Source organism: Natronoarchaeum mannanilyticum (assembly GCF_039522665.1).
In the GTDB taxonomy this organism is placed as follows: Archaea; Halobacteriota; Halobacteria; order Halobacteriales; family Natronoarchaeaceae; genus Natronoarchaeum; species Natronoarchaeum mannanilyticum.
In genome coordinates, this window is sequence record NZ_BAAADV010000003.1 from 210,962 (window position 1) to 224,213 (window position 13,252).

General features: G+C 69.5%; 11 protein-coding genes and 1 pseudogene. 6 read left to right on the plus strand and 6 right to left on the minus strand.

Annotation, left to right across the window (positions count from 1 at the left end):
- Positions 1-94: 94 nt before the first annotated feature.
- Positions 95-1,849, plus strand: a complete 1,755-nt coding sequence (gene argS, locus ABDZ81_RS09545) for an arginine--tRNA ligase (RefSeq protein ID WP_343773734.1) — start codon at positions 95-97, stop codon at positions 1,847-1,849.
- 1 nt (position 1,850) lies between these two features.
- Here argS and ABDZ81_RS09550 read toward each other — a convergent pair whose 3' ends face one another.
- Positions 1,851-2,054, minus strand: a complete 204-nt coding sequence (locus ABDZ81_RS09550) for a hypothetical protein (protein WP_343773735.1) — start codon at positions 2,052-2,054, stop codon at positions 1,851-1,853.
- A 551-nt stretch (positions 2,055-2,605) separates the two neighbouring features.
- Positions 2,606-3,502: pseudogene (gene minD, locus ABDZ81_RS09555) on the minus strand (cell division ATPase MinD); the annotation flags it as partial.
- A 259-nt stretch (positions 3,503-3,761) separates the two neighbouring features.
- Here minD and prf1 point away from each other — a divergent pair.
- Complete coding sequence (prf1, locus tag ABDZ81_RS09560; RefSeq protein WP_343773736.1) at positions 3,762-5,021, plus strand: peptide chain release factor aRF-1; 1,260 nt, start codon at positions 3,762-3,764, stop codon at positions 5,019-5,021.
- Positions 5,022-5,110: 89 nt separating this feature from the next.
- Here the strand turns inward: prf1 and ABDZ81_RS09565 are convergent, their stop codons facing one another.
- The 3 genes from ABDZ81_RS09565 to ABDZ81_RS09575 form a co-directional block, all read right to left on the minus strand.
- Positions 5,111-6,022, minus strand: coding sequence for a hypothetical protein (locus ABDZ81_RS09565; RefSeq protein ID WP_343773737.1), 912 nt, complete (start codon positions 6,020-6,022; stop codon positions 5,111-5,113).
- 243 nt (positions 6,023-6,265) lie between these two features.
- Positions 6,266-6,613 (minus strand): hypothetical protein, encoded by a 348-nt coding sequence (locus tag ABDZ81_RS09570; protein WP_343773738.1) that lies wholly within the window; start codon positions 6,611-6,613, stop codon positions 6,266-6,268.
- A 117-nt stretch (positions 6,614-6,730) separates the two neighbouring features.
- Positions 6,731-7,975, minus strand: coding sequence for a PAS domain-containing response regulator (locus tag ABDZ81_RS09575; protein WP_343773739.1), 1,245 nt, complete (start codon positions 7,973-7,975; stop codon positions 6,731-6,733).
- Positions 7,976-8,147: 172 nt separating this feature from the next.
- Here ABDZ81_RS09575 and ABDZ81_RS09580 point away from each other — a divergent pair, with 172 nt between their 5' ends.
- Both ABDZ81_RS09580 and ABDZ81_RS09585 read left to right on the plus strand, forming a co-directional pair.
- Positions 8,148-9,254, plus strand: coding sequence for a tRNA (guanine(26)-N(2))-dimethyltransferase (locus ABDZ81_RS09580; protein ID WP_343773741.1), 1,107 nt, complete (start codon positions 8,148-8,150; stop codon positions 9,252-9,254).
- Between the two features lie 108 nt (positions 9,255-9,362).
- Positions 9,363-11,021 carry a YhjD/YihY/BrkB family envelope integrity protein gene (locus ABDZ81_RS09585; RefSeq protein ID WP_343773742.1) on the plus strand — a complete coding sequence of 553 codons (1,659 nt, stop codon included), beginning with the start codon at positions 9,363-9,365 and terminating at the stop codon, positions 11,019-11,021.
- A gap of 143 nt (positions 11,022-11,164) precedes the next feature.
- Here ABDZ81_RS09585 and ABDZ81_RS09590 read toward each other — a convergent pair whose 3' ends face one another.
- Positions 11,165-11,740, minus strand: coding sequence for a hypothetical protein (locus tag ABDZ81_RS09590; RefSeq protein ID WP_343773743.1), 576 nt, complete (start codon positions 11,738-11,740; stop codon positions 11,165-11,167).
- A gap of 318 nt (positions 11,741-12,058) precedes the next feature.
- Between ABDZ81_RS09590 and ABDZ81_RS09595 the strand changes: the two genes are divergently transcribed.
- Positions 12,059-12,463 carry a CBS domain-containing protein gene (locus tag ABDZ81_RS09595; protein WP_343773744.1) on the plus strand — a complete coding sequence of 135 codons (405 nt, stop codon included), beginning with the start codon at positions 12,059-12,061 and terminating at the stop codon, positions 12,461-12,463.
- A 98-nt stretch (positions 12,464-12,561) separates the two neighbouring features.
- On the plus strand, positions 12,562-13,215 hold the full coding sequence (locus tag ABDZ81_RS09600) for a potassium channel family protein (protein ID WP_343773745.1): 654 nt from the start codon (positions 12,562-12,564) through the stop codon (positions 13,213-13,215).
- Positions 13,216-13,252: the final 37 nt, after the last annotated feature.

The window sequence follows — 13,252 nt, forward strand, 5'->3', positions numbered from 1 at the left end:
GGCGTCGCGGCGCCGCCGCGACCGCATCGTCGTGCCGCGGCCACGACCGCCCCAACTCGTCACGCCTTTATCCGCCGCTCGAATACGACGTGGTATGTTCCTCAGCGTCCGCGAGGAGGTCGAGGCCGCGCTGGCCGACGCGCTGGCCGCGCTCGACCTGCCCGCCGACGACCTCGGCATCGAGCGGCCGCCGGACGACGTCGACGCCGTCCTCGCATCGAGCGTCGCGTTCCGGCTGGCCGGCGAGGTCGGCGCGCCGCCGCCGAAGGTGGCCGCCGACGTCGCCGACGAGATCGACCCCGACGAGTACGAGTACGTCGCCGCCGTGACGACGCAGGGCCCCTACGTCAACTTCCTGCCGAGCGACCGCTACTTCGAGGCCGCGCTGGAGGCCGCGCAGGCCGACGACTTCGGCGCGCTGCCGGATCGCGACGAGTCGCTCGTCCTCGAACACACCAGCGCGAACCCGACCGGCCCGGTCCACGTCGGCCGGGCGCGCAACCCGATCATCGGCGACGCGCTCGCGCGAGTGCTCGACTACGCCGGTTACGACGTCGACCGGCACTACTACGTCAACGACGCCGGCCGCCAGATCGCGGTGTTCACCTGGGCCTACGAGACGTTCGACGAGTCGGACTTGTCCGAGCCCGAGCGCGAGAAGGCCGACTACGACCTCGTCCGCTACTACCGCAAGGGCAACGAGTTCCTCGAAGAGGGGCCCGAAGCCGACGTCGAGACCGCCGAGCAGGAGATCGAGGCGATCATGCAGGGCCTGGAGGAGGGCGACGAGGCGACCTACGAGCGGATCAGCGAGGTCGTCGACACCGTGCTCGGCGGGATGCGCGAGTCGCTCGAACGCCTCCCCGCGGAGTTCGACGAGTTCGTCAAGGAGACGCGGTTCATGTTCGACGGCTCGGTCGACGACCTCGTCGAGCGGCTCAAGGAGTTCGACGAAGCGGTCTACGAGGAGGACGCCTGGCAGCTCGACCTCAGCGAGCACGGCATCGAGAAGAACTTCGTGTTCCTCCGCTCGGACGGCACCAGCCTCTACGCGACCCGCGACCTGGCCCACCACGAGTGGAAGTTCGACAACTACGACCGCGCGGTGACGGTGCTCGGCGAGGACCACGGCCTGCAGGCCCGCCAGCTCCGGACCTCGCTGGAGCTGCTGGGCAACGACACCGACCAGCTCGAACAGGTGCTGTACTCCTACGTCAACCTCCCCGAGGGGAAGATGTCCACCCGCGCGGGCACCGGCGTCGATCTCGACGACCTGCTCGACGAGGCGATCGACCGCGCCCGCGAGGAAGTCGAGGACCGCCTCGACGACCGGATTCGTGACGACGACCTCGACGAGGACGACGTCGAGCGGATCGCCCGGCAGGTCGGCATCGGCGCGGTGCGCTACGACATCGTCGCCAAGCAGCCCGCCAAGGCGATCACGTTCGAGTGGGACCGGGCGCTCGACTTCGAGGCCCAGTCCGCGCCGTACGTCCAGTACGTTCACGCGCGGTGCTGCGGGATTCTGGAGGGCGCGGATGACGACCCGTCCCCCGACGTCGACGCCGACCTGCTCTCGACCGAGTACGAGCGCGATCTGCTCCGGACGGTCGCGCGGTTCCCCGCCGTGATCGAGGAGGCCGCCGACGAGCTCCAGCCCCACGTCGTCGCGACCTACACCCGCGAAATCGCCGAGGATTTCAACGCGTTCTACCGCGAGTGCCAGGTGCTGGGCGACGACGTCGACCCCGAGGTTCGTGACGCCCGCCTCGCGCTGGTCGCGGCCGCGCGCCACGCCGTCGGCAACGCGCTCGACGCGCTGGGCGTCGAAGCGCCCCGCTCGATGTGACTCAGTTCGAGTAGATCAGCGAGAGCCCGGCCAGAAAGCAGAGCCACCCCCACAGGTGGGCGGCGACGACGAGGACGCCGAGGCGACCGTTCAGGAGGAACCAGAGGCTGGCCGGCGTCAGCAAGGCGCCCGTGAACAGCAGCACGTGGCCCGCGACCCGGCCCAGCAACGATCGAATTTTCGCCGCGGTGGAGTCGTCGTCCATGGATCGTGCGCGTCAATCGACGAGCGGCCAGTTCAGAAGATACCGCCGAGGAAGCCGCCGTCGTCGTCTTCGTCGTCGGCTTCCGCGTCGTCGGCGTCCCCGGCGTCGTCAGTTTCGTCTCCATCGTCGTCGTCCTCGGCCGAATCGACGGCGTCGTCCTCGTCGGACGACGCGGCGTCCGCGTCGTCGCCCGAGAACGGGATCGCGTCGTCGTCGAGTTCGACGGGATCGTCCGCCTCGTCGGCTTCGGCGTCGGCGCCGGAGTCAGCTTCGGCGTCCGGGATCGTGACGGCGCCCTCGACCGCATCGTCCTCGGCTTCGCGCGCCGTCGACCCGTCGCCGCCGACCGCGACGGCGCCTTCCGGTTCGCTCGCGGCCTCGGCAGCGTCGTCAGCCTCGTCGTCGGCGCCCACGTTGACCTCGGAGATGGCGTCCTCCACGGACGTCTCGGAGGCGGGTTCCTCGGGATCGGCGGGGTCGGTTTCGTCGGTAGCTTCCGCCGCGGCCGGATCGGCGTCGAGTTCGGCCGCGCTCTCGGCGGCGGCGACGCCGTCGACCTCGGCCCCCTCGTCGAGGTCCGCTTCGGCGTCGTCGGCGTCCGCCTCGGTATCGTCGGAGTCCGCTTCGGTATCGGCGAGGTCCGCCGCGGGCTCGTCGGGGGCCGCGGCGTCCTCCGTTACGTCGTCCGATTTCTCGTCAGCTTCCGACTCAGCAGCGGCGCCCGGCACGTTCACGTCCACGTCGTCGGCCAGCGTCGCGGCGAGCTGGCGGTAGGCCGTCGCTGCCGGCGCCTCCGGCTCGTGGACGACCAGCGGCGTCCCGGCGTAGACGCTGTCCCGGGCCGTCGGGTCCTCCGGAATCGAGCCCAGCAGGTCGACGCCGAGCTGCGAGGCGATCTCCTCGTGGGAGACGTCGCCGTCGGGCCGACCGCGGGTGACCACCAGCCCGGCGACCGAGCCGCCGGCGCGGTCGACCAGGTCGATCGTCTTGCGGACGTCCTGAACGGAGGCGGGCTCGGGCGTCGAGACCAGCAGCACCTCGTCGGCGATGCCCAGCGGGAGCACCGACTCGTGGCTGACGCCGGCGCCGACGTCTAACAGCACGTAGTCGAACTCGCCGCGCAGGCGGTCGATCGCCTCGCCCAGCCCGGTGGCGTCGGTGTCGGCGAACGCCTCCAGCTCGGTGCCGCTGGGGATCGCCGCGATGCCGTCGGCCACCTCGTAGGTCGCGTCGGGGACGTCGGCGTCGCCCGCGAGCACGTCGTGGAGCGTCGGGCCGTCGGGCGAGAGGCTGACGAAGCCCGCGAGATTGGCCATCCCGAGGTCGGCGTCGACGATCGCGACGCGCTTGCCCGCGCCCGCCAGCGCGGTGCCGAGGTTGACCGTGGTCGTCGTTTTCCCGACCCCACCTTTCCCGCTCGCGACGGCGTAGACCGTGGTGCCAGACATATTCGTTACCGGACCACAGTCACCCGCGGGTAATAAAACATCGCAGGACGCGCGCGTCCGGCTCGGCGGCGCTGAGCGCGTCGTATCACCGCACCGACCTGACGCCGCGCCGGACCGAGCGTCGACGGTCGACGCCGACGGGCGACCGGGCGCCGGACGGGCGCTCGCGGGCGTTCGATCAGGTCCCGCGAGGACTCGCGTACGCCCGCCTGCTGCCAGGTCAAAGCATACTTACACGCTCCGGCGGCTAGTACACACAATGAGTCAGCAGGACGCCGAACAGTCCGACCGGAAAAAGTACGAGTTCCGGAAGGTCATCGAGGACCTCAAGGAGTACGAGGGCTCGGGGACTCAGCTCGTCACCATCTACGTGCCGCCGGACAAGCAGATCAGCGACGTCGTCGCCCACGTCACCCAGGAGCACAGCGAGGCGTCGAACATCAAGTCCAAGCAGACCCGCACCGCCGTGCAGGACGCCCTCTCGTCGATCAAGGCCCGCCTGAAGTACTTCGACACCTACCCGCCGGAGAACGGCGTCGTGCTGTTCTCGGGCGCCGTCGACTCCGGCGGCGGGCGCACCGAGATGGTCACCGAAGTGCTGGAGAACCCGCCCCAGCCCATCGAGTCGTTCCGCTACCACTGCGACTCGGCGTTCCTGACCGAACCGTTAGAGCACATGCTGGCCGACAAGGGGCTGTACGGCCTTATCGTGCTCGACCGGCGCGAGGCCAACGTCGGCTGGCTGCGGGGCAAACGCGTCGAGCCCGTCAAGTCCGCCACGTCGCTGGTGCCCGGCAAGCAGCGAAAAGGGGGCCAGTCCGCCCAGCGATTCGCTCGACTCCGGCTCGAAGCGATCGACAACTTCTACCAGGAGGTCGCCGGGATGGCCAACGACCTGTTCGTCGCCGAGCGCCACGAGCTCGACGGCATCCTGGTGGGCGGCCCCTCGCCGACGAAAGACGAATTTCTAGACGGCGACTACCTCCACCACGAGCTCCAGGACAAGGTGCTCGGCAAGTTCGACGTCTCCTACACCGACGAGTCCGGCCTGTACGACCTGGTCGACGCCGGCGAGGAGGCGCTGGCCGACGCCGAGCTCATGGAGGACAAGTCGCTGATGGAGGAGTTCTTCCAGGAGCTCCACGGCGGCGAGGAGGCGACTTACGGCTTCGAGCAGACCCGCCGGAACCTCGTCATGGGCTCGGTCGAGACGCTGCTGATCAGCGAGGATCTCCGCAAGGACGTCGTCACCTACGAGTGTTCCAACGGCCACGAGGAGCGCGAAGTGATCGACCGGCGCAAGAACACGCCGACCCACACCTGCAGCGAGTGCGGCGAGGAGGTCGAAGCCGACGAGGAGGACGACGCCCGCGAGGACGCCATCGACCACCTCATCGACATCGCCGAGCAGCGCGGCACCGACACCACGTTCATCTCGACTGACTTCGAGAAGGGCGAGCAGCTCTACGACGCGTTCGGCGGCGTCGCCGGCATCCTGCGGTACTCGACGGGCGTCTGATCTACCGCTCACCGCGATCGCAGGCGGCCACGCTTTCTCCGTTTGTGCGAAACGTCGAGAAATGAGCGAGGGACGAGGCGAGCGACTCGTCAGAACAGCCCGCCGCCGTCCGACTCGTTGTCGCCAGACCTGTTGTCGGAGGCGTTCGTCCCGGTCCCGCCGGACGTGTTGGTGCTGCCCGACGAGTTCCCCCCGCCGTCGTCCTCGGACTGGCGCGTCCCCGTCGGTTCGGTGTCGCCGCCGTCGGACTGGACCGCGATCTCCCAGTCGCTCGACGCGGCGACGACGAGCCAGCCCTGGCCGCCGTAGTCGACGGTCACGTCGGCCTCGAAGATCCCCTGGTCGTGGTACAGCTCCTGGAGGTACTCGCCGGACAGGTCGTACAGCTTCAGCGAGAACTCGCCGACGCCCGCGTGGTCGATCGCGACGGAGCCGACCTCCGAGAAGTCGACCGGACCGAGATACTTCGGCTCGGTGCCCGCGAGCGTGGCCTCCGGCGTCACCAGGTCGCCGTCGCCGACCTCCGGCTGGATGACTTGGATCGTCCAGTCGCGGTCCGTCCGGACCTCCAGGGTGTACTGTCCCTGCGGAATGTCGACCGGGACCAGCCCCTGGTAGTTCCGGAGATCCCACTCCAGCGACCGCCAGACGTCTCCCTGCGAATCGACCACGTCGACCGCCATGCCGGTGACCGGATCGACGTCCAGCGCGGTGAGCCCCGGCCGCGCCGCGAACGGCTCGGTCCGAGCGTTGCCGCTCCCCGAGTACTCGATCGGGTCGGGATCGGTCGCGCCGAGCCGGTCCTCCTCGCCGCCGGCCTCCCCGTCGCTCTCGTTATCGCCGCCGCTTTCGTTGCCACCGCCGCTCTCGTTGCCGTCACTCACGTTGTCCTGGCCGTCCGCGGGCTGGGCCGACTCGTTGTCGGGGTCGTCCTCGTCGGCTCCGAAGCACCCGGCCAGTGCCGTGATTCCGCACGCCGTGACGAACGTTCGACGTCGCATGGTCTGCGCTGGGGCGAATCGGGTGAAAGGTATTCGGGGGATAGTAGACGGCACGTTCCGGCTATCCGGACCGCAACTGGCGGTTACCGGACATCCGAAACGGTAACTGACGTATACGCTCCCGCGTCGGCAGTCGGGGCGACGGCGTCCCGCGGTACGCCCCGCTTACCGGAGAATCGGGGGCGATGAACTATCGGACCGAACGGCGGCGCCGCCGGAGACAGCGCTCGCGGGGGCCTACCTTCAGAGAAACTCGCGGACGTCGGAGTAGTACATGTCGTGGTGGTCGGCCGCGTCGATCGAATCGGCGATCGTCGCCGCCAGCGCGTGCCAGCAGAGGTCGGTCGGGTCGTCGGGGTCGAGATTGTACAGCGTGTCCTCGCAGGTGCAGCCCCGCCCCTCGACGACGTACTCGTCGGAGTGGCCGACGACGACCGTGAAATCGCGGTACTCCTTGACGCGTCCCTCGGCGACGGCCTCGATGGCGCGAGCTCCCCGGTCGCCGTGGATCGCCGTGACGCGCTCGACGACCGCGGGCGTCAGTTCGCCGGCTGCAGCCAGCTCCGTGCGCCAGTCGTCGGCGTCGCTCACGGTCGACCCTCCGCTGGCCGCACCGGCTGGCGCGCGCGGATCGACGACTCGCCGATCACCCGGGTCACGCCACACAGATTAGAAAGCGCCTCTCAAAACAGGTTCGGTCGCAGGGGATCAGGCGTCGTCCGGCGCCTCGGTGTCACGACCGGCAGCGTCGCGGTCGTTCGAACCGACGGCGGCGTCGCCGCGCTCGCGGCGAAGCTCTTCCTCGAGTTGCCGACGCGCGCTCACGTCCGCGATGTACCCCTCGAGGATCTCGGGCTCGACGCGGTGGCCGCGCTCGGAGACCCAGCGGACGTCGCCGGATTTCGTCAGGATGCGGTACTCCAGGGCGAAGGCGTCGCCGTTGTCCAGCGCCTCGCGGGTGACCCGATTCACCGTCTCGAGGTCGTCGGGGTGGATCACCGACTCGCCCCAGGAGACCTCGCCGGACTCCAGCGCGTCGGGCTCGTAGCCGGTGAGCCGCTCGCACCCCTCGCTGACGAACTCCATCGGCCATCCCGAGTCGGTGCGCGCCCGGTACGCCATCCCGGGCAGACTTTCCAGCAGCGACCGGAAGCGGCGTCGTTGTTCCTCGAGTTCCCGCTCGCGCTCGCGGCGCTCGGTGAGGTCACGTACCACGCAGACGGCGCCGCCGCTCCGTTCGTCGTCCGGGTTGCGGCCCGTCGCTCCTCGCTCGATGGACGCGACCGACACCGACGAGGGAACGGTCGTCCCGTCGGACCGCTCGACGGGTAGTTCTCCGGACCACTGCCCGCCCTCGCGCAGCGACGGCAGGACCTCGTCGTCCGCCCGCTCGATCGCCCACTCCGAGTGGATGTCGCGCCAGTGCTCGCCGAACAGGTCGTCGAGGTCGCGACCGTACAGCTCCGAGTACGCCTCGTTCGCGTACGCCAACTCGCCGCAGCCGTCGAAGATCGCGATCCCCTCGGAGGCGGCTTCGATCGCCTCGACGCGCTGGCGGAGCGTCTGCTCGGTCCGGCGCTGGTCGACGAGATTTCGGATGCGGTTGGCCAGCACGGTGTACTGGTCGCTGCCGGTCTCCTTCTGGATGTAGTCCGAGACGCCCGCCGAGATCGCCTCGCTGGCGATCTCCTCGCTGCCCTTGCCGGTAAACAGCACGAACGGGATCGACGGGCGGCGCTCGCGCACGGCGTCGAGGAACTCGATGCCGTCCATCGCAGGCATCTGGTAGTCGCTGAGCACGCAGTCGATCGAGCCGTCGAGCAGTTCGAGGGCGCGCTCGGGATCCGACTCGGTCCGCACCTCGATGCCGCCCTCCCGTTCGAGGAACGTCTTCGTCAGGTCCAACAACGGCGGCTCGTCGTCGACGTGGAGTACGGTGATCGGCTCGATCATGGGTCTGTCTCGGCGACGGAGCCGCCCCGTCGCCCGCGTTCTCCGTGGTATCATTTCCCACGAGTCAAAAAACCGACGGTCGGTCGCGGTCGTTCCCGCCCGCCACGGCAGCCGTCAGCGCCCGCCGACGCGCATCGTGGGGCTTTTCGCCCCGCGGCGGCGAGAGGTCGGCATGCAGATCCGGGAGGGCGCAGTCGAGATCGAGGTGCCCGAACAGGAGTCCGAGGGCATCGACGACGCGGTGTTTTTCAACCCCGTCCAGGAGCTCAACCGCGACCTGACCGTCGCGGCGCTGCGGGCCTACCGAGAGCGCGAGGAGCGGGCGAACTCCTATCTCGACGCGATGGCCGCCAGCGGCGCCCGCGGCGTCCGCGCCGCGGTCGACGGCTGGGACGTCACGCTCTGTGACCTCGATCCCGACGCCGTCGCCCTCTGCGAACGCAATCTCGAACGCAACGGCGTCGAGGGCGAGGTCGTCGAGCGCGACGTCAACGCCCTGCTCCACGAGTCGGTGTACGACGTCGTCGACATCGACCCGTTCGGAACGCCGATGCCCTTTGCCGACGCGGCGCTGGCCAACACGCGGGACCTCGTCTGCGTCACCGCGACCGACACGGCGCCGCTCTGCGGCGCGCACTTCGACAGCGGCGTCCGCAAGTACTCCGCGATCCCGCGAAACACCGAGTACCACGCCGAGATGGGCCTGCGCGTGCTCGTCTCCGCGCTGGTCCGAACGGCCGCTCGATACGATGTCGGCGCAACGCCGATCCTCTCTCACGCAACCAACCACTACGCCCGGACCTACCTCGATCTCGACCACAGCGCGACCGACGCCAACGAGGCGATCGACGGGCTGGGCCACGTCCACCACTGCGAGGACTGTCTCCACCGCGAGAGCGAGCCGGGGTTGATCGCCCACCCGCCCGAGACGTGCCCGAACTGCGGCGGCAACCGCGTCCTCACTGCGGGACCGATCTGGCTGGGGCAGCTGACCGACAGCGAGTTCGCCGCGGCGACCCGCGAGCAGGTCTCGGAAGATATGGGGACCGCCGAGGACTGCCGGGACCTGCTGGACACGCTGGAAGACGAACTCGACGAGCCGACTCACTTCGACCAGCACAAGCTCTGCAAGCAGTGGACGCGCTCGGCCGTCGCGATGGACGACTTTCTGGAACAGCTTCGAGACGCCGGCTACGAGGCGACCCGGGCCCACTACGGCGGGACGACGTTCAAGACCGACGCCGCCGTCTCGGAGATCGAGGCCGCGACGAGCGAGTAAGCGGGACGCCGAGGAGCGGCGTCGAGACTCGTGCGTTCGGCGTCGGCTGACCGCTGCGCCGCCCGCGGACGCCGGGAATATTTGTGCAGCGGCGCCGAACTACCACCCGTGCGACAGCGACTCGACGCCGTTCCGGACGACGTTCGCGCGGTAGCGGTGGCCGCCCAGTCAGAGCAGATCACGTTCCTGGCGGCCGCGGTCGCCTACTACGCGTTCGTCTCGCTGATCCCGCTGTCGCTGCTGGGGCTGGTGATCGCCTCTGTGATGGGCGGCGCCGTCTTCGAGGGGCAGGTCGTCGCGACCGCCGGCGAGTTTCTCACGCCCGACGCCCAGAATCTGCTCACGGAAGCGCTGACCGGCGAGGCCGGCCGCGGGGGCGCGACGATCGTCGGGACCGTCGTGTTGCTCTGGAGCGGGCTGCGGCTGTTCCGCGGGCTCGACAAGGCGTTCTCGCAGGTGTACGGCACGATCGGCTCGAAGTCGATCGTCAACGAGTTCCTCAACGCGCTGGCGGTCTCGGTGGCGATCGTCGTCGGCGTCGCCTCGATGACCATCATCGGGGCGGCGATCGAACGGTTGCCCGCGGGCGGGATGTCGCCCCAGATCGGGTTCGCGCTGCTGGTCGCGACGCTGGCGGTCGTGTTTTACCCGATGTACCTGCTGCTGCCGGACGCCGACATCGAGCCGCGCGAGGCGCTGCCGGGGACGCTGTTCGCGTCGCTCGGGTGGGTGGTGCTGGGCGCCGGCTTCCAGCTCTACACGGCCAACGCGGGCACGTTCGCGGCCTACGGCGTGCTCGGCGGTGTGTTGCTGCTCGTGACGTGGCTGTACTTCGGTGCGCTGATCGTGATGCTGGGCGCGGTGGTCAACGCGGTGCTGGCCGATCGGCTCGACGCCGACGACGCCGCCGCGATGGACTACGAGCCGGGGTACGATCCGAGCGGACTCGCCGAGGGGGCGGCGGCAGCCGGCGTCGGCCAGGGTCCGAACGGAGCGCCGGGTGCCAGGGAGGGCGGCGCCTGCACGGCCGGCGAAACGAACGTGCACGCATCGAACGACCGACCGACGACAGACCGGCAAGTACAACGTGATGGCGCTCGACAATCTGACACAACCGAAGCGATGACTGGCGAGGATTCATCCGAACGACCGGACGACGCCGACGAGGACGCCGATCTCGGCGAGGAGACGCCGGACTCCGATAGCTCGGCGACGGGCGCGGGCGACCCGAAGACGGACGGCGGGCCCGGCGCGGACGCCGACCGGGAGTCCGGCGACTCGACCGGGCCGAACGGTCCGACCGCATCGGACGGTCCGACTACGTCGGACGACCCGAATGACGCGGACGACCCGACCGCCTCCGAACGCGTCCGCCCGGGAACGGCGCCGGCGAGCGAGGTGGCGCGGCTGAACAGCGAGATCGCGGACCTGCGCTCGGAACTCGACGAGTTCGAGGAGAACGTCGACGACCGGACGGTCGACCGCGACGAGTTCGAGGGCGATCTCAAGCGCTACGTCCGCAGGCGCGTCCGCCGCGGCCACGCGCGGGGTTGGGGGCCGTATCTGGTGTTACTCTACGGCACCGCGATGACGATCGCGGCGCTGTACACGCCCTACCTGGGCGGCGGCTGGGCGATCTTCGCGATGATCGTGATCTGGCTGTCGACGCTGGGGCTGTACGTCCTGATGGTGCTGGTCGGCGCCGGCCTGTCGCTGCTCGGCGTCCCCGGTCGGCTCCGGAACGCGATCGGGTCGTGGCGGTCCTGACCCGGTAGTTCGTTCCTCGTCGTCCCGCCCGCGGGCGCGGACCTCCGTCGCTGTCGCTCATTCCATCTCGGACTCTAACGCCGTCTTACCGGACCGTTCAGCGCGAGTACGACCGCGCTACGGCTGAACGGTTCGCCCACTTTTTACGCGGACTCGTGGAACCGGGTCCTGCTTACCGGTAACGCGTCGCGTTCCGGCGACACCCGCGAGCACCTATCATGCCACGAGACAGAGACGACGAGCGACCGGACCGACGAGCGGCACCGCATCGAGAACAGGGCGATCCGAGTCGGGAACAGCCGTTCGGCCGCGGACGGGGGGAACAGCAACCGCCGGAGGACGGCCAGCAGTCCGGCGGCGGGCGACGGCAACCGCCGCAGCAACAACCGACACGACGCCAACAACGGCCTCAATCGTCCCGACAGGACCAGACCCAGCAGCGACCGGCACAGCAGCAAGTGCCACAGCAGGGACAACAACCACCACAACAGGGCCAGCAACCACAACAACAGGGTCAGCAACCACCACAGCAGGGCCAACAGCCGCCTCGACGGCAATCGGGCGAACAGCGGCAGCCATCCCAGCGCCAGCAACCACCCCAGCAGGGCCAGCAGTCGCCGCGGCGCGGTCAGGAGTCGCCGCCCCGTCGATCGCCTCCGCGCCAGCCCGATCAGACGCCGTCGCGGCAGGGGAGCCGGCAGTCCCAGCAGGGCGGCCATCAGTCTCGGCAGGGCGACCACCAACCCCAGCAGAGCGGACAGCAGTCACGACAGGGCGCTGGACAGCAGTCCCGGCAAAGTTCCGGACAGCACCGACAGGGCGGCCAGCAGCCGGGCAGGCGCCAGCAGCAAGGGGGGTACCAGAAGCAGGCGCGCGTATCGGGCGACTGGAACCAGGGGAACGCGCCCGGTTCGGGCCGACAGGCAGGCGGCGAAACCGCGGCCCGGCAGCCCCGACCTCAGTCGGGCCGCGGCACGCCCGGAATCGATCAGTCCGGCGGCGAGCGGGCGATCCGACCGCGAGCGATAGACGAGATCATGACCGAGGACGTCGTCACGACGACGGGGGACACGCCGCTGCACGAGGTCGCCGCGACGATGGCCGGCGAGGAGGTCGGCAGCGTCGTCGTGGTCGACGACGACGAATCGCCGGTCGGGATAATCAGCGATCGCACGATCGCGCTGTCGATCGACGACGAGGGGACGCTGGCGGATCGTCACGTCTCGGACGTGATGACCGGCGACATCGTCACCGTCACCGCGGGGACGAGCGTGTTCGAGGTGACCCAGCGCCTGGCCGACGCCGGCGTCCGCAGGCTGCCGGTGATCGACGGCGACGGAGCCCTGGAGGGGATCGTCTCGATCGACGACGTCGTCGTACTGCTCTCGCAGGAACTGGAGAACGTCAGCGACGTGCTCTCGACCCAGTCCCACCGGCTCTGAGCGCCGCGACGGGCCCGTTCCGGGGACAGTGTCGGATCGACGCCCGGCGGCGAATCGGGGACCAGTCTTTTTGGGGGTCGACCGCGTAGGCATCTCGCATGAAGTTCGTTATCGTGGGGTACGGTCGGGTCGGCATCCGGACGGCCCGCATCCTGCGCGAGGAGGGACACGAGGTCATCGTCGTCGAGAACGACCCCGAGAAGGTCGACCGGGCCCAAAGCGACGGGTTCCAGGTCGTCGAGGGCGACGGCGGCGAGGACGAGACGTTCGAGCCGATCGAGATGGAGACGATCGACGCCGTCGCCGGCCTCACGGGCGATCTCAACGTCAACTTCGCGGCCTGCATGATCGGCAAGCACAACGGCGCCCGCACCGTGCTGCGCATCGACGAGGACTACCGCCAGGACATCTACCAGAAGTACGCCGACGACGTCGACGAGGTGATCTACCCCGAACGCCTCGGCGCCGCGGGCGCCAAGACGGCACTGCTTGGCGGTGACTTCAACGTGCTTTCCGACCTGACCGAGCAGCTCCAGCTGTCGGTGTTCACGATCGGCGACGGCTCCGCGGCGGTCGGCAGCCGCGTCAGCGACGTCGATCTTCCCGAGAGCGCCCGGATCTACGCACACGGCCGCGAGCACGAGTCGCTGACGATCCCCCTGCCCGGGACGACGATCGAGTCCGGCGACCAGGTCGCCGTGATCGTCGAAACCGAGAGCGTCGGCGACGTGAAGACGGCGCTGGCGGGCTGAGAGAAGCCGCGGCATCGACGCTTCGTTCTCCCGTCCG